The sequence below is a fragment of the Marinobacter sp. JSM 1782161 genome, assembly GCF_011421605.1.
GTDB classification, from domain to species: Bacteria; Pseudomonadota; Gammaproteobacteria; order Pseudomonadales; family Oleiphilaceae; genus Marinobacter_A; species Marinobacter_A bohaiensis.
Genome location: NZ_WSSA01000003.1, coordinates 271,467 through 287,230, shown reverse-complemented (window position 1 = coordinate 287,230; position 15,764 = coordinate 271,467). Strand labels below are relative to the sequence as shown.

Below are 15,764 nucleotides of genomic sequence, written 5' to 3'. Positions count from 1 at the left end.
GCCCAGGAGCGGTGATGAGCAACATCGAGAAGACGCCTTCGCTGTCCTCGTCGAGGGACTGCCCCACTGTCGACGGGCGCCGCGACATCCAGCGGGTGGCTGCCCGAACCAGCGAGGTGGGCGGCATTCCCGTGGCCCGATCCGTGCCCACCCGGGAGCGACGAATGATCGGCGCCTGGTGTTTCCTGGATCACATCGGCCCGGTAACGCTTCAGCCTGGTGAGGCCGGCATGCGTGTAGGACCGCATCCTCATATCGGTCTGCAGACCTTCACCTGGATGATCGAGGGCGAGATCCTGCACCGGGACAGCCTGGGCTCAAGGCAGGTGATCCGCCCGGGTGAGGTTAACCTGATGACCGCCGGTCGGGGCATCGCCCACACCGAGGAATCGGTGGAGGCCTCGGGCGCGCTGCATGCCGTCCAGCTCTGGATCGCCCTGCCTTACGCCGACCGCGAAACCGATCCGCGCTTCGATCACTATCCCTACCTGCCGCGCTGGGAAGAGCAGGGCGCTGACATGACCCTCCTGGCCGGCCACTTCCGGGATCACAACGCGCCGACGCTGCTGTTTGCGCCGTTGCTTGGCATGGACATCCATCATCCGGCGGGCGGCGCCTTCCACCTCCCGCTCCGGCCTGATTACGAATACGGACTGCTACCGCTTGAGGGCGACTTCCGGGTGGATGGCGAAACCTTTGGCGCCGACCAGCTGGCGTACCTGGGCACAGGGCGTAACCGCATCGATATCGAGGCCCCGGCCGGCGGCCGCGCGATCTTTCTCGGTGGCGAACCCGTCGAAGACGAGATTCTTATGTGGTGGAATTTTGTGGGCTATTCGAAAGAGGAGATCGCCCGGGCCCAGTTGAAGTGGGAAACCGGTAGCGAGCGTTTCGGGGAGGTGCCGGGATACAACGGCGAGAAACTGATGCCGCCGCCGATTCCCTGGAAGATACCGGGATAACGGCGGGGCGAAGGTTTCCGGTCGGGCAGCGCCCGACCGGAGACAGGCGGAATCAGGCCGCCTTCAGTGTTTGCATGTCGATGACGAAACGGTACTTCACGTCACCCTTCTTCATGCGCTCGTAGGCGGCGTTGATGTTCTGGATGTCGAGCATTTCGATATCGCAGGTGATGTCGTGCTCGGCGCAGAAATCCAGCACCTCCTGGGTTTCCGGCATGCCGCCGATCAGCGAGCCCGCCAGGACACGGCGCTTCATGACCAGGGCTGCCGCTTCCAGTGCGGGATCCACCGGCTCGAGCAGGCCCACGATGATGTGCTTGCCATCGAACTTGAGGCTGTTCAGGTATGGGTTCAGGTCGTGCTGGACCGGTACGGTATCGAGCATGACATCGAACGTCTCGGCGGCAGCGGCCATCTGCTCCTCGTCGGTGGAGATGATGACGTGGTCCGCGCCCTGCTTCTTGGCTTCGGCCACCTTGCTATCGGAGCGGGTGAAGATGGTTACTTCCGCGCCCAGGGCCTTCGCGAACTTCACGCCCATATGGCCCAGACCGCCCATGCCGATGACGCCGACCCGGTCGCCGGCTTTCACGCCGTAGTGACGCAGCGGTGAATAGGTGGTGATGCCCGCGCACAGCAGCGGTGCCGCTGCGGCCGGATCCAGTTTTTCCGGCACCTTGACGACAAAACGCTCGCTCACCACGACCTGCTCGGAGTAACCGCCGTAAGTGACGGAATGATCGTGACGATCCTCGCCGTTGTAGGTGGGGGTGTTGCCTTCCAGGCAGTACTGCTCCAGACCGGCTTCGCAAGCGGAACACTGGCGGCAGGAATCCACCATGCAGCCGACACCGACCACGTCGCCTACCTGGAATCCGGTGACGTCGCTGCCAACGGCGGTCACGCGGCCGACGATCTCGTGGCCCGGAACCACCGGGTACTGGGTCATGCCCCAATCGTTCTCGGCGAAGTGGATATCGGTGTGGCAGACGCCGCAATAATCGATTTCGATGGACACGTCGTCCGGGCGGGGTTCGCGGCGATCAATGCCAAATGGGGCAACGCCCGATGTTTCGGACTGGGCGGCATAAGCCTTGGTATTCGCCATAACGGGTTGTCCTCCTGGACGGGAGTGAATAAGAAACCCCTCGACTGTGCCTGTCGTGCCCGACGGCGAACACCGACGATCCTGCAGGATCATTGCCTGATCCTGCAGGACGCCTGTTCTGGCTCAAATCCTGCTCAGAAATTCACCTGCCCCTCCAGGAAAGGCACCGCCTGGCCGGCGATTCGCACGCGATCGCCGGCCAGCCGACAGCGCAGTTCGCCGCCCCGGGTGGACACCTGTTGTGCCCGCAACTCGGTTTTTCCCAGGCGCTCGGCCCAGAACGGCGTCAGCACGCTGTGGATGGAGCCGGTGACTGGGTCTTCGTCGATGCCGTCGGCGGGGCAAAAGTAACGGCTGATGAAATCGCGTGACTCGGCGTCACCGGGCGCGGTAACGATCACGCCGCCGCGCTCAAGCTGCTTCAGCCGACGCAGGTCCGGATTCAGCGCGCGTACCGCCGCCTCGCTCTCCAGAACCACCAGATAGTTGGCGTCGACATTGACCCGGTAGACCTCGTCCGGCGCACCGGGGATGGCTTCGCGGATGAGGTTGGGCGTCGCCATCGCATCGAACGGCAGGCTGGGGAAATCCAGTTCCAGCCAGTCGTTGTCGAGCTGGCGGACGGCCAGAGGGCCGCTCAAAGAGCGAAAGCGGACGACCTCGTCCGTCCAGCCCAGCCGATGGAACAGCACCCAGGCGGAGGCCAGGGTGGCGTGGCCGCACAGGGGCACTTCGGTGCCGGGGGTGAACCAGCGGATATGGAAGTCGGCCTCGCTGCCGGCCGGCTCGCGCACGAGGAAGGCGGTTTCCGACAGGTTGTTCTCACCGGCGATCGCCTGCATCTGCGCGTCCGGCAGCCAGTGATCGAGCGGCATGACGGCCGCCGGATTGCCGCTAAACGGCTGGTGGGCGAAGGCGTCGACCTGGTACAGCGGTAGTGAAATCATGTCTGAAGTTCCTGCTCCATGGTGAAAGATCGGGCGTGTGGTTCGGAGAGCGGACGTCGCACGTTCGGGTGCTGGGCAAACGATAGCAGCTCCGCATCGCCGTAGAGGTGGATGCGTTGACCGCTGCGGCACAGGATCCGGTGATTCGCCTCCGGCATGCAGCCGATGTAGCCGGCTTCGGTGAGGCGATCACAGGCGTTCGCCACCGTCATGGTGTGGGGCCTGGCCCAGTGAACATAAAGCCCTAACAGGTCGTTGCGCATGACGTTGTCCTCTTCCGATGAACCCGTCTTGCATTCTCCCCAGACCCAAGAGACCATAACAGATCCAGGAATTGAGAAGTTGAACCGGTACAGGGTAGTGGCGAGGCAAACTGTTCCGGTTGCTTGAAGGCTTATCTGTACCGTCCCCGCACCCCGTTCTTCTGGGAAGATGTTAGGGAAACTGCCCCAACGGCGGCCTCGCCGGGCAGGCGTTCAGGAAAGGAAGGAGCACAGCCATGTCCGTTCTCTATGCACAGCTGGCGGATCAGATCCAGCAACTGATCAAGGATGGTGTCTACCGATCGGGCGATCGATTGCCCGGCGTCCGGGTGCTCAGCCGCCAGTTCGGGGTGAGCATCTCCACCGTGCTCCAGGCTCACCAGACCCTGGAAAGCCGCGGTTATCTCGAAGCGCGTGAACGCAGCGGTTACTACGCCCGGGTCCCGCGCCAGGAGGCACCCATCCCGGTGATGCCGCGCCCGCGAACCCGGCCCGCCCCGGTGACGGCCCGGGACATGGCGCTGGACCTGTGCTCGGTGGAACGCAAGAACATGGTGGCCATGGGCGCGGCGGTGCCCCACGCCGACTTCCTGCCCATGCGCCAGATCCAGCACGCCACCATCTGGGCGGCGCGCCAGGGGCTGGAAACCCTCGACTACGCCTTCCCGGGCAAGGACGCGTTTCGCCGTCAGATCGCCCAGCGTATGACCAATCTGGGCGTGGTCACCACCCATGAGGACATCATCGCCACCAACGGTGCCCAGGAAGCCATCATCCTGGCGCTGCGGGCGGTCACCAGGCCCGGTGACATTGTCGCAGTGGAATCGCCCTCGTTCCCCGGCATCCTGCAGGCGCTGGAAGTGGTCGGCCTGCGGGCGCTGGAAATCCCCACCCATCCGGTGGAAGGGCTGAGTCTGGAAGGGCTGGAACTGGCCCTGGACCAATGGCCGATCAAGGCCTGCGTGGTGGTGCCCAATCACAGCAACCCGTTGGGTGTGCGCATGCCGGACGAGCAGAAACGGCGCCTGGTGCGGTTGCTGGATGACGCCGGTGTGCCGCTGATCGAAGACGACATCTACGGCGACCTGCCGTTTGAAGGGGAGCGGCCGCGCCCGGCCAAGTCGTTCGACGAGACCGGCAACGTCATCTACTGCAGCTCCTTCTCCAAAACCATCTCTCCGGGACTGCGCCTGGGCTGGATCGTACCGGGTCAGCATTTCGCCGCGCTCAGCCAGCAGAAATACTTCAACAACCTGGCGACGGGCTCGATTCCGCAAATGGCGGTGGCGCATTTCCTGGAGCAGGGCGGCTACGACCGTTATCTGCGCTCCGCGCGACAGCGCTACCGGGAGGCCACCGAGCGGCTGCGTTCGGCGATCATCCGCGACTTTCCCGAAGGTACGGCGGTCAGTCGGCCCATGGGCGGCTTTGTGCTCTGGGTGCAGTTGCCCAACCGGGTGTCCGGGACGGCCGTCTTCCAGGCGGCGCGTGAGCGGGGCATCAACATTGCCCCGGGGCGTATGTTCTCCACCACCGACAAGTACGAGGATTGCATCCGCCTCAATGGCGCCAACCCCTGGAGCGAGCGGATCGACGAGGCCATTCGCACCCTGGGAGCGCTGGTGGCCCAGCGGGGCGGGTAGTGCCGGACCACAGGGCAGTCGCTGTCAGGCTTCGGTCGCCGGGGCCTGGACCGGAAAATGCGCGAACACCCGCGCCGCCACTTCGTTGGCCCATACCCGATAGCCGGCCGGTCCGGGATGAAAGCCGTCGGCGGCCATCAGGTCCGGATCGTTCTCGAACAGCACGCTGATCTGCTCGGTCCGCTCCAGTGTCGGCAGCCGCCTTCCCAGGCCGTTATTGAACCGCCGCGCCCGATCGCCGAGATAGCGGCGTAGTGGCTGGGGCAGGGCGGGGAAATAATCCATCGGCGGCACGTCGGTAAACAGGATCAGGGCCGGCTGGTAGCGCTCATGCAGTTCGCGGATCAGGCGTTCCACCTGCCCCAGCCAGCGTCGCGGTGGAATCGACGACACCACGTCGTTGACCCCCAGGGAGGTGACAATAACGTCCGGCCGGACGTCCGGGAGCGGCGCGTCGTCACCCAGATAGTCTTGAACCCGCCTGCCGTTTCTCGCTTCCAGATGCCATGTCACCCGGTAGCGACGGGCCAGGCGGTGGACAACCTGGCCGGCCAGCGCCTGCTCCTGGGTGTCCGCCCCCACGCCGGCGGCGGCCGAGTCGCCCAGGATCAGCAGGTTCAGCGGCGGTCCCTCGCCGGCGACGCCCTGGCGGGGCCCGTCCGCTTCCGGAAGCCGGGGCGTTCGCGCCCGCACGTAACGGCCTTCCAGCAGCAGTACGGGCAGCAGTGGAATTGTCAGCAGCGGGTGCATGGACCGGCCTCCTCAGTTCGGCATGCGCAGGCCGCCATCCAGACGGATGGTCTCGCCATTGATCATGGGATTCTCGATGACCTGCTGGACCAGCCGGGCAAATTCCAGTGGCCGGCCGAAACGCGCCGGAAACGCCGATTGCCCGGCAATTCCGTCTTTCACCGTCTGGGGCAGGCGTTCGGTCATGGGTGTGGCGAACAGGCCCGGGGCGATGGTGTTGACGCGAATGCCGTATGCGCCCAGCTCACGGGCGGCGGGCAGGGTCAGCGCCACGATGCCGCCCTTGGATGCGGCGTAGGCGGCCTGGCTGGACTGGCCGTCGAAGGCGGCGATGGACGCGGTATTGATGATCACCCCGCGCTCGCTGTCGGCGTTGTGTTCGCGATCTTTCATGATGGCGGCCGCCAGGCGCAGGCTGTTGAAGGTGCCGATCAGGTTGGTTTCCACGACACCGCTGAAACGCTCCAGGGCCATCGCTTCGCCCTTGCGCAGGATTTTCTCCGCCGTGCCGACGCCGGCGCAGTTGATGACTGCCGCCATGGGCCCGAGTTCGTCCCGGACCCGGTGGTAGGCCCTCTCGGTCTGCCGGGGATCGCGCACGTCGCAGGGAACGGCGATGCCGCCGACGTCGCTGGCCAGCTGCCGGGCGCGCTCTTCCCCTCGCGCCAGGATGGCCACCCGCGCCCCGAGGTACGCCAGGTGGCGGACGGTGGCCGCGCCCAGGCCCGATGAGCCGCCGGTAACCACAATGACCGACTGGTCAATCTCCATTGTCACGCCTCTTCCGTTGTCCGGTGTGGCGCTGGTCGGCCACCTGATAAAACATGTTGTTGCTTATTAAGTTCTTGAGTTTGTACTGGTATTTGGTAAATGGCAATCGCCGCCGCAAGATGCGGTGGCGAGTGAATTGGCCCGATCGGACCGGTGATCGGGCCCGTGATGCTGGGCAATCCGACGGACGTTGCCGTATTATTAAGCAGTATTGAAGCAGTTGCTTTAATCGGATCATCCTCATCAACCAGGCGCCCAAAACAACAAGATGCGCCGGAAGGAGGTCACATGACCGTCAGCACGACGTCAGCCAGCTCCACCCCGGCCGATATCGATGTCGCGCCGCGCCACGTCAGCTTCGACGTGAGCGGTGAGCTCCGGCAACTCTGGCACGGCAACAACCTGTTCCGCACCGCTTTCTTCAATGCGCTGTCGCTCCAGTTTCCGGACGGCGAGCAGCAGTTCATCGACTCGGTGCGCCTCTACCGGGACCGCATCGACGATCCCAAGCTCCAGCGCGAAGTGCGCGGTTTCATTGGCCAGGAAGCGCTGCACGGCCGCGAGCATCGGGCCTATAACGAAGGGCTCAAGGTGCGCGGCTACGACATCGACCGCCTCGATACCCGCTTCCGCCGCCACATGGCGTGGGTGAAGAAGCTATCGCCTTCCCGGCAACTGGCCGGTACCTGCGGTGCGGAGCACTATACCGCCGTGCTGGCGAATGCGATCCTGGCGCATCCGCAGTGGATGGCCGGCGCGTCACCGACGATGCGCGCGCTGTGGCGCTGGCACGCCATTGAGGAAACCGAGCACAAGGCCGTTGCCTTTGACGTGTATCGCCACTGCGTCGGCAACGAACGGCTGCGCAAGGTGGTGTTCCTGTTCGTCACCTACAACTTCTTCAAGTACACCTTCCTCAACACCTGCAGCATGCTGCGCAGTGAAGGCAAGCTGTGGAGCCTGCGCACCTGGCTCGATGGCCTGAATTTCCTGTGGGGGCGGCCCGGCGTGATACGTCGCTGCCTGCCGGATTTTCTGGCCTATTTCCGTACCGGTTTTCAGCCGTGGCAGCAGGACAACCGGGCGCTGCTGCGGGAGAACCTGCAGGAGCTGGAAGCGTCCTACGCCGCCGCCACCCCGGAAACCAGCCGAACTGCCTGACTTTGCAGGAGTTTACAGTTGCCCGAGGCAAACTGTGATATAGGTCTCATAGCAGCGTCGTGATCCATTCATGGCGCCTGAGACGCCTGCCAGGGTGTCCCACAAAAAAACATAACAAGCCCTCTCCGCCGGCGATGTCGACGCAGGGGGCAAGTGGAGAAGCAACATGCGAGTTGGTCTGATTGTCGATTCGGCCTGTGATCTGCCGTACGACTTTTCCCGCAACAACGATATTTTCATCCTGCCGGTCACGGCGAAGATCGACGGACAAACCTACGTCGATGACCACAGCCCGGAAACCACCGCCCGTTTCTACGACAGCGGCCTGCTGCAGAAAGGGCATCACGCCGAGACCGAGGCCTACAGCCCCCAACAGATCCACGATCTGTTCCTCGAGCGCATCGTGACCGAGTACGACGTGGCCATCTGCGAGACGGTCACCCGTTCGCGCAGTCTGGTTTACCAGAATGCCACCGAGGCCATGAACAGCGTCATGTCCCACTACCAGCCGGTGCGCGAAGCGGCCGGGCGGGACGGCAAGTTCTCCATGCGCGTGATCGACAGCAAGCAGCTGTTCTCTGGCCAGGGGCTGCTGGCCGCCCACACCCTGCGGTTGATCCGGGAGGGACTGGGCAAGAACGAGCTGCGCCAGCAGGTGGAAGCCTTCACCGACCGGATCTACACCTGCGCGATTCCCCGTGACCTGCATTACCTCCGCGAACGCGCCCGTCGCCGCGGTGATAAGAGCATCTCGGCGGTGGTGGCCTTCCTGGGCAAGGCGTTGAACGTCACCCCGGTGCTGATGAGCCGCAATTCGGAACCGGCGCCGGTGGCCAAGACGCTCAACTTCAACAGCGCCGCGGAGAAGGTGATCAACTACGCCGACAGCCGCGTCAAGGCCGGCCTGCTGACGCCATACGTGGTGCTGTCCTGCGGTTTTTCCTGGGAAGAGATCGAGGCGCTGCCGGGACTGGATCGCCTGCGTGAGACCTGTGCCGAGCACAAGGTCGAGCTGCTCATCTCGCAGATGGGCATCACCAGCAGCATTTACCTCGGGCCGGGCAGCCTGTGCCTGTCGCTGGCGGCCGAGGACCACAACTTCTTCGATCACCAGTAGTCGCCCGCCCGGGCCGGCGTCTGACTGACCGGATTGGCTGCTTCCCGGAGCCGGCGGGGCAAACCCGCCGGGGCCTCCGTCGTGTTACGCTCGCCTGACTCCATTTCCCGACCGCGGACGCACACCATCATGGCAGATCAACCGAACAGCCTGGCCGACCAACTGCTGGAAGCCCATATCAAACACGAACTGTCCGCCCTGAAAGGCGCGAAATTGCGTAAGTTCGTCGCCGGCGAGGTGGACCGGCTGTTCGAGCTGGCCGACTCGGTGACGCTGAACGAGGCCGTCAGCGAGGACCAGATCCTGGGCGTGATCCAGCGGCTGGTGGTGAACATGGAGCTGGACGCCGGTATCCCGGAACTGGCGGGGGAAATGGCCAGCCAGGTGCTGTCGGCGCCGGTCCAGTCCGAGACCGAACTGCGCGAAATCCTGAGCCGCGACCAGGCGGCCGCCTTCGTCGAGGAGTTCCTGCAGCTGCGCGAGCATCGCGAACGGCTGATCGGCGAGATCATGGCGCACCCGGTGTATCAGGAGCTGGTGTCGAACCTCGTCTATCACGGCCTGGTCAATTACCTGTACGAAGACAATCTGATTTCCCGCAATGTGCCGGGCGTGGGCTCGATGATGAAATTCGGCAAGCGCGTGGCGACCCGCGCCGTGCCGGGTATCGACGAGACCTTCGAGAAGCGCATCAAGTCCTGGCTCAGCGACAGCCTGCCGGGCCTGTTGCAGCGCTCCGAGCAGTTCCTGCTGCGGGCGTTGTCCGACGACGAGCTGCGCGACACCATCATGGCCGCCTGGAACGGCGTCGAAGACCGTTCCCTGTCGGAGCTGCAGAACGGCCTGGGCGACCTGGAGCTGCAGGAATTCGTGGTGCTGGGCTACGAATTCTGGTTGAGTTTCCGCAAGACGACTTATTTTGAAGGGTGTTACCAGGCGGTGGTCGCGCACCTGTTCGCCAAGTACGGCGACGAACCCCTGGCGACGTTGCTGGGCGACGTGGGGGTGACGCCGGCGGTGGTCATGGCCGAAGTGGACGCCTTTGCCCAGCCGACACTCGATCTGTTGCGCCAGTCCGGTTATCTTGAGGGGCTGTTGCGTCGCCGCCTGGCTCCGTTCTACCGCTCGGCGGCGGCGAAGAAACTGTTGGAAAGCTGAAGCCGCCGGGTCCCGGCGTGCTGCCGAGGATGTTGCAATGCCAAGCGCCGATCTCTTCTGGGCCTACCTGGTGGCCATTTCCCTGCTGACCGTGACACCCGGGGTCGACACCCTGGTGGTGATGCGTAACACCGCCCGCGGCGGCCTGCGCGATGGCGTGGTGAGCAGTCTGGGCATCTGTAGCGGGCTGTTCGTACACGCCACCCTGTCGGCGGTCGGCATCTCCCTGATCCTGTTGCAGACCGCCTGGGCGTTTACCGGGCTCAAATGGCTGGGTGCCCTGTATCTCGTCTGGCTGGGGCTGATGAGCCTGCGCCAGGCCTGGCGGGCCTCCGGTTCCGGATCGCCCATGCCGCGGGTCGAATCCGTGGGCGAGGGCGGCTACCGGCCCATGCGTTCGCTGCGCGAGGGCGTGCTGTCCAACGTGCTCAACCCCAAGACCGCCCTGTTCTACATGGCCTTCCTGCCGCAGTTCATCGATCCGGCCGGTGCCGCGTTTACCCAGTCGATCCTGCTGGCGGCGGTGCATTTCGTGATTGCCATGGTGTGGCAGACGTTGGTGGCGGTGATGATTGTGCGTTCACGCCGCTGGGGCGCGAAGCCCCGGCTCAAGCGGTTGCTGCATGGGCTGACGGGCGGTGTGTTTGTGGCGCTGGGGGCGAAGCTGGCGGTGACGCAGCCTTGATGTGAATCTTGGCGTATTGGGGCATTGTCCGGGGCCCTGGAGGGCCCTCCGAAGCTAAAAGCTTCGGGTACAGGGTCTGGCGTTCGCCGGTACTCGAAGGGAGAGCCAAGCGTTGTCTATCCGACTCTCGTTTCCGGGGAGTCGATGTAGCGGAAACTTCAGTTTCCGAGTCGCCCCAGGGGCGACCGCCGCCTTATCCGTAGACTGGTCACAATGGCCCGTTGAGCGCCCAATTTTCAAAGGCGTCAGACGCAAAAAAGGGAAGCTGCCAGACAGCTTCCCTTTTTTGTTCGAGCGCGGGTCGAACCCGGCAGGCGCCTTATTTTTCCAGGTACTGGAACTTGTCCGGCTTGCCATCCCACTCGGCCGCATCGGGGAGGGGATCTTTCTTTTCCGTGATATTTTCCCACTTGCCGGCGAGCTCGGCATTGATTTCGATGTACTTTTCCTGGCCTGCCGGCAGCTCGTCTTCCGAGAAAATCGCTTCCGCCGGGCACTCGGGCTCACACAGGGCGCAGTCGATGCACTCGTCCGGGTCGATGACCAGGAAGTTCGGGCCTTCGTAGAAGCAGTCTACCGGGCAGACTTCCACGCAGTCGGTGTATTTGCACTTGATGCAGTTATCGGTAACGACAAATGCCATGTTGGTATCCCTGGTTTCTTGATCTATCTCATCAGTTGGCGAAGCGTGACGCGCGCCATAGGTCAGTTTCTCGCTCCGGCGTCCAGAACACCAGGCTGCTGACCGTTATTTATCTTGCGAGGGCGGTATTGTAGGGAGCGCCCCGCGAAGTAGCAAGCGCGTGGGCGGGCTCCCGAAAGGCTCATTTATTATAACCTTATGTTGCTCAGTTGCGTTGCATTAAGGTCTTGAGTTCATAAAGGCGATTGAGCGCTTCCCGCGGCGTGAGATCATCCAGATCAAGTTCCTCCAACGCCTGCTCGACTTCGCTGGGCGCAAAGCCGGAAAACATGTCGCCCTGGAAGCTGCCCGCCTCCGGCTCCCGTGCCGCTGGTCGGGGCTGGACTGGCGCCGGGCTGGACGCGGCGGGGGTTGCGGTGCCTTCGAGTCGCTGCAGCTGTTGCTTGGCGTTGCTGATCACGTCGCCCGGCACGCCGGCCAGTTGGGCCACCTGCAGACCATAGCTCTGGCTGGCGGGACCGTCGTGGACGGTGTGCAGGAAGACGATGCTGTCGTCGTGCTCGGTCGCCGTCAGGTGCACGTTCACCGCGTGCTTGAGCTGGTCGGCCAGCTGCGTGAGCTCGAAATAGTGGGTGGCGAACAGGGTGTAGCAGCGTACCTTCTGGGCCAGCTGTTCGGCAGTGGCCCAGGCCAGGGACAGACCGTCGAAGGTGCTGGTGCCGCGACCGATCTCGTCCATCAGCACCAGGCTGCTTTCGGTGGCGTTGTGCAGGATATTGGCGGTCTCGGTCATCTCCACCATGAAGGTGGAGCGGCCGCCGGCGATGTCGTCGGAGGAGCCCATGCGGGTGAAGATGCGATCCACCGGGCCGACCACTGCCCGATCCGCCGGGACGAAGCTGCCGGTGTAGGCCAGCAGGGCGATCAGTGCCGCCTGGCGCATGTAGGTGGACTTACCGCCCATGTTGGGGCCGGTGATGACCAGCATGCGGCGCTCGTTGTCGATCAGCAGGTCGTTGGGTACGAACGGCTCATCCAGCAGCTGTTCCACCACCGGGTGACGCCCGGCCTGCACGTCCAGCCCCGGCTCGCCGGAGAATTCCGGCGGGTTCAAACGCAGCGTGGTGGCGCGTTCGGCGAAGTTGCTCAGCACGTCCAGCTCGGCCAGGGCCTGGGCGGTGTCCTGCAGCGGCGCCAGCTGTTCGGCCAGGGTTTCCAGCAGCTCGTCGTAGAGGCCTTTTTCCCGGGCCAGGGCGCGGCTCTTGGCGCTCAGCGCCTTGTCCTCGAATTCCTTCAGCTCGGGTGTGATGAAACGCTCGGCGTTCTTCAGGGTCTGGCGGCGGATGTAATCCACCGGCGCCTGGTCGGACTGGGCGCGGCTGATCTCGATGTAGTAGCCGTGGACCCGGTTGTAGCCCACCTTGAGCGTGCTGATGCCGGTGCGTTCCTTCTCGCGGGTTTCCACGTCCAGCAGGAACTGGCCGGCGTTCTCGCTGATGTTGCGCAGGTCGTCCAGTTCCTCGTCGTAGCCTTCGGCGATCACGCCGCCGTCACGGATCACCACCGGCGGATTGTCGATGACCGCGCGGGTCAGCAGGTCGGCCAGCTCCGGGTAGGTGCCGGCGGTCTCGCGCAGGCTGGCGATGCGGTCGGAGGCGACGTCCCCGAGCACGTCCTGCAGTTCCGGCAGCAGCTTGAAGGCGTCGCGCAGGCGCGCCAGGTCGCGTGGTCGGGCCGAGCGCAGGGCGACGCGGGACAGGATGCGCTCAATGTCACCGACCGATTTGAGCAGGTCGTGCAGCGGCTCGTAATGGAAACCGTCGAGCAGGGCGGACACCGCGGCCTGGCGCTCGCGCACGGTGGCCACGTCGCGCAGCGGCCGGTTGAGCCAGCGCCGGATCTGGCGCCCGCCCATGGCGGTGGCGGTGCGGTCCATGACCCAGGCCAGGGTGTACTGGGTGCCGCCGGTGAGGTTGGTGTCGATTTCCAGGTTCCGGCGACTGGCGGCGTCCAGGATGATTGAATCCTCGCGCCGCTCCCGGGACAGCTTGCGGATGTGCGGCAGGGCCGTGCGCTGGGTCTCGCGGGCGTATTGCAACAGGCAGCCCGCGGCGGAAATGGCCAGGGACAGGTCGTCGCAGCCGAAACCGGTGAGATCGCGCACCTGCAGCTGCTGGGTCAGCAGGCGGTGGGCGGTGTCACGCTCGAACAGCCAGGGCCCCTGGCGGCGGATGCCGGTGAAGCCCTCCAGCAGGTCTTCGAACGGGAAATCCTCGCTGATCAGGATTTCCGCCGGACGCAGACGCTGCAGTTCGCCCTGCAGGGATTCAGTGCCGCTGAATTCCGCCACGGAGAAGCGGCCACTGGAAATATCCAGCGTCGCCAGGCCGAATTCCTCGCGGTGACTGAACAGGGCCACCAGCAGGTTGTCGCGGCGATCTTCCAGGAAGGCCTCGTCACTCAGCGTCCCCGGTGTGACGATGCGCACCACTTTGCGTTCCACCGGCCCCTTGCTGGTGGCCGGATCGCCGATCTGCTCGCAGATGGCAATGGACTGACCCGCCCGGACCAGGCGCGCGATGTAACCTTCTGCCGAATGATAGGGCACGCCGGCCATGGGAATCGGCTGGCCGCCGGACTGGCCGCGGGCCGTGAGGGTGATGTCGAGAAACTCCGCCGCCTTCTTGGCGTCCTCATAGAACAGCTCGTAGAAGTCCCCCATGCGATAGAACACCAGCTCGTTGGGGTGTTCCACCTTGATCTTGAGGTACTGCTGCATCATCGGGGTGTGCTTGGTGAGTTCAGTGGGGGCGACTGACATTCGGCATCCATTTCCTGGCGGTGAGCTGAAGCGGGCCATTGTAAGAAAAACCGGGAGGCGATGAAATGTGCCTGTCGGCGGTTCTGTCTGGCCGGGCGACAGGTGCTAGTTCACAGGATCTGTATCCGGGGCTAATCTTAAGTCAGCGGACAAAAAGTAAACGGCGTCGCGAAGTGGCACTGGCCTTGCTGGATTGCTTGGGTTTTCGGGTTGATACAGACGCACGGAGCGTTGTCCCGATGCCAGACCACTCAGACCCAAGCAGGGAGCCTGACCGTTATGTCAGAAGCCATCGCACTCGATCCTTACCGGCCCTATCCGGAATGTTTTGACGAACTGGTGGAGTCCTCCGGCTACGCCCGTCCCCAGGCACTGGCCATCACCCGGTTCATCATGCAGAACGGCCCGGACGAGCTGGTGCGCCGCCAGGCGGAGCTGGACCGGACCATTGCCGCCATGGGGATCTCCTTTACCGTCTATTCGGACAGCGAGAACATCGACCGGGCCTGGCCCCTGGACGTGGTGCCGCGCACCATTTCCGCCAGCGACTGGCAGCGCACCAGCGACGGCCTGAAACAGCGGTTGCAGGCGCTCAACCTGTTCATCAACGACCTCTATAACGGGCAGAAGATTCTTAAAGACAAGGTGGTGCCGTCGGATCTGGTGCTGAAATCCAAGAACTTTCTTGCGCCATGTCAGGGCTTCGAACCGGCCTACAAGGTCTGGGCGAACATCTGTGGCACCGACCTGGTGCGCGATGGCGAGGGTAACTTCCTGGTACTGGAGGACAATCTGCGCGTGCCGTCCGGCGTCTCGTACATGCTGGAGAACCGCACGGTGATGAAGCGCGTGTTCCCGGAACTGTTTGCCGAATCCACCATCGGTCCGGTGGACGACTACCCGGTGGAGCTCTGGAACATGCTGGCGTCGCTTTCGCCGCGGGACGACGTGACGCCCTGCATCGTGGTGCTGACGCCGGGTATCTATAATTCCGCCTATTTCGAACACAGCTACCTGGCCCAGCAGATGGGTTGCCCGCTGGCCCAGAACAACGATCTCTATGTCGATAACGACGTGGTTTACCTGCGCACTTTGCGGGGGCCGCAGCGGGTGGATGTGATCTACCGCCGCATCGACGACACCTTCATCGACCCGCAGGTGTTCCGCAAGGACTCGGCACTGGGTATTCCCGGTCTGATCGGGGCCTGGCGTGCCGGTAATGTGGCCATCGCCAACGCGCCCGGTTCCGGTGTAGCGGACGACAAGGTGGTCTACGCCTTCGTGCCCGAGATCATCCGCTATTACCTCAAGCAGGAGCCGCTGATCGACAACGTGCCCACCTATCTGTGCATGGACGAGAAGGAGCGCGAGCACGTGCTGGCCAACCTCGACAAGCTGGTGGTCAAACCCGCCAACGAGTCCGGCGGCTACGGCATTCTCATCGGCCCGCGCGCGTCGGAGGAGGAACGCGCCCGTTGCGCCGCGTTGATCCGCGAGAACCCGCGCAACTTCATCGCCCAGCCCACGCTCAACCTGTCCACGGCACCCACGCTGTGCGAGGAGGGGCTGGAACCGCGCCATCTGGATCTGCGCCCGTTCATTTTGCAGGGCGAGGATGTCTACTGCACCAATGGCGGCCTGAGCCGAGTGGCGCTGCGTCGGGGCTCCCTGGTGGTGAATTCCTCCCAGGGGGGCGGCAGCAAGGACACCTGGATCATCAACCACGGGAGCTGAA

General features: G+C 64.1%; 14 protein-coding genes. 7 read left to right on the top strand and 7 right to left on the bottom strand.

What is annotated here, in order from left to right; translation table 11 throughout:
- The first annotated feature begins 14 nt into the window (after positions 1 to 14).
- Positions 15 to 962, top strand: a complete 948-nt coding sequence (locus GQB00_RS14125) for a pirin family protein (RefSeq protein ID WP_111497844.1) — start codon at positions 15 to 17, stop codon at positions 960 to 962.
- 52 nt (positions 963 to 1,014) lie between these two features.
- Here GQB00_RS14125 and GQB00_RS14120 read toward each other — a convergent pair whose 3' ends face one another.
- The 3 genes from GQB00_RS14120 to GQB00_RS14110 form a co-directional block, all read right to left on the bottom strand.
- A complete protein-coding gene (locus GQB00_RS14120) occupies positions 1,015 to 2,070 on the bottom strand; it encodes an NAD(P)-dependent alcohol dehydrogenase (RefSeq protein WP_165856808.1) in 1,056 nt (351 codons plus the stop codon).
- 134 nt (positions 2,071 to 2,204) lie between these two features.
- The gene (locus GQB00_RS14115; RefSeq protein ID WP_111497842.1) at positions 2,205 to 3,017 is read right to left on the bottom strand and encodes a PhzF family phenazine biosynthesis protein; all 813 of its coding nucleotides are present in this window, start codon (positions 3,015 to 3,017) and stop codon (positions 2,205 to 2,207) included.
- A complete protein-coding gene (locus GQB00_RS14110) occupies positions 3,014 to 3,280 on the bottom strand; it encodes a hypothetical protein (RefSeq protein WP_162628867.1) in 267 nt (88 codons plus the stop codon). Before GQB00_RS14110 ends, GQB00_RS14115 begins: the two co-directional genes overlap by 4 nt.
- A 236-nt stretch (positions 3,281 to 3,516) precedes the next feature.
- Between GQB00_RS14110 and GQB00_RS14105 the strand changes: the two genes are divergently transcribed.
- The gene (locus tag GQB00_RS14105; protein WP_111497840.1) at positions 3,517 to 4,923 is read left to right on the top strand and encodes a PLP-dependent aminotransferase family protein; all 1,407 of its coding nucleotides are present in this window, start codon (positions 3,517 to 3,519) and stop codon (positions 4,921 to 4,923) included.
- Between the two features lie 24 nt (positions 4,924 to 4,947).
- Here the strand turns inward: GQB00_RS14105 and GQB00_RS14100 are convergent, their stop codons facing one another.
- Complete coding sequence (locus GQB00_RS14100; RefSeq protein ID WP_165856807.1) at positions 4,948 to 5,673, bottom strand: SGNH/GDSL hydrolase family protein; 726 nt, start codon at positions 5,671 to 5,673, stop codon at positions 4,948 to 4,950.
- Positions 5,674 to 5,685: 12 nt separating this feature from the next.
- Positions 5,686 to 6,444: an SDR family NAD(P)-dependent oxidoreductase gene (locus GQB00_RS14095; protein ID WP_111497838.1), complete on the bottom strand. Its 759-nt coding sequence runs from the start codon at positions 6,442 to 6,444 to the stop codon at positions 5,686 to 5,688.
- A gap of 288 nt (positions 6,445 to 6,732) precedes the next feature.
- On the opposite strand from GQB00_RS14095, the gene GQB00_RS14090 reads away from it, so the two are divergent.
- From GQB00_RS14090 to GQB00_RS14075, 4 genes are all read left to right on the top strand, one after another.
- Positions 6,733 to 7,605, top strand: a complete 873-nt coding sequence (locus GQB00_RS14090; RefSeq protein ID WP_165856806.1) for a metal-dependent hydrolase — start codon at positions 6,733 to 6,735, stop codon at positions 7,603 to 7,605.
- Positions 7,606 to 7,771: 166 nt separating this feature from the next.
- The gene (locus tag GQB00_RS14085) at positions 7,772 to 8,722 is read left to right on the top strand and encodes a DegV family protein (protein WP_165856805.1); all 951 of its coding nucleotides are present in this window, start codon (positions 7,772 to 7,774) and stop codon (positions 8,720 to 8,722) included.
- Positions 8,723 to 8,851: 129 nt separating this feature from the next.
- A complete protein-coding gene (locus tag GQB00_RS14080) occupies positions 8,852 to 9,880 on the top strand; it encodes a hypothetical protein (RefSeq protein WP_165856804.1) in 1,029 nt (342 codons plus the stop codon).
- 37 nt (positions 9,881 to 9,917) lie between these two features.
- The gene (locus GQB00_RS14075) at positions 9,918 to 10,565 is read left to right on the top strand and encodes a LysE family translocator (protein WP_111497834.1); all 648 of its coding nucleotides are present in this window, start codon (positions 9,918 to 9,920) and stop codon (positions 10,563 to 10,565) included.
- A 319-nt stretch (positions 10,566 to 10,884) separates the two neighbouring features.
- Here GQB00_RS14075 and fdxA read toward each other — a convergent pair whose 3' ends face one another.
- Entirely contained in the window at positions 10,885 to 11,208 is a 324-nt protein-coding gene (fdxA, locus tag GQB00_RS14070) for a ferredoxin FdxA (protein ID WP_111497833.1), read from the bottom strand.
- Positions 11,209 to 11,413: 205 nt separating this feature from the next.
- Complete coding sequence (gene mutS / locus GQB00_RS14065) at positions 11,414 to 14,029, bottom strand: DNA mismatch repair protein MutS (protein WP_165856803.1); 2,616 nt, start codon at positions 14,027 to 14,029, stop codon at positions 11,414 to 11,416.
- Positions 14,030 to 14,308: 279 nt separating this feature from the next.
- On the opposite strand from mutS, the gene GQB00_RS14060 reads away from it, so the two are divergent.
- Positions 14,309 to 15,763, top strand: a complete 1,455-nt coding sequence (locus GQB00_RS14060; protein WP_165856802.1) for a circularly permuted type 2 ATP-grasp protein — start codon at positions 14,309 to 14,311, stop codon at positions 15,761 to 15,763.
- The last annotated feature ends 1 nt before the right edge of the window (position 15,764 follow it).

Coding starts and splice junctions, on each gene's coding strand:
- GQB00_RS14110 (WP_162628867.1), bottom strand. CDS start 3,280: ATGCGCAACGACCTGTTAGGGCTTTATGTTCACTGGGCCAGGCCCCAC.
- mutS (WP_165856803.1), bottom strand. CDS start 14,029: ATGTCAGTCGCCCCCACTGAACTCACCAAGCACACCCCGATGATGCAG.
- GQB00_RS14090 (WP_165856806.1), top strand. CDS start 6,733: ATGACCGTCAGCACGACGTCAGCCAGCTCCACCCCGGCCGATATCGAT.
- GQB00_RS14085 (WP_165856805.1), top strand. CDS start 7,772: ATGCGAGTTGGTCTGATTGTCGATTCGGCCTGTGATCTGCCGTACGAC.
- GQB00_RS14075 (WP_111497834.1), top strand. CDS start 9,918: ATGCCAAGCGCCGATCTCTTCTGGGCCTACCTGGTGGCCATTTCCCTG.
- GQB00_RS14100 (WP_165856807.1), bottom strand. CDS start 5,673: ATGCACCCGCTGCTGACAATTCCACTGCTGCCCGTACTGCTGCTGGAA.
- GQB00_RS14115 (WP_111497842.1), bottom strand. CDS start 3,017: ATGATTTCACTACCGCTGTACCAGGTCGACGCCTTCGCCCACCAGCCG.
- fdxA (WP_111497833.1), bottom strand. CDS start 11,208: ATGGCATTTGTCGTTACCGATAACTGCATCAAGTGCAAATACACCGAC.
- GQB00_RS14095 (WP_111497838.1), bottom strand. CDS start 6,444: ATGGAGATTGACCAGTCGGTCATTGTGGTTACCGGCGGCTCATCGGGC.
- GQB00_RS14080 (WP_165856804.1), top strand. CDS start 8,852: ATGGCAGATCAACCGAACAGCCTGGCCGACCAACTGCTGGAAGCCCAT.
- GQB00_RS14105 (WP_111497840.1), top strand. CDS start 3,517: ATGTCCGTTCTCTATGCACAGCTGGCGGATCAGATCCAGCAACTGATC.
- GQB00_RS14125 (WP_111497844.1), top strand. CDS start 15: ATGAGCAACATCGAGAAGACGCCTTCGCTGTCCTCGTCGAGGGACTGC.
- GQB00_RS14060 (WP_165856802.1), top strand. CDS start 14,309: ATGTCAGAAGCCATCGCACTCGATCCTTACCGGCCCTATCCGGAATGT.
- GQB00_RS14120 (WP_165856808.1), bottom strand. CDS start 2,070: ATGGCGAATACCAAGGCTTATGCCGCCCAGTCCGAAACATCGGGCGTT.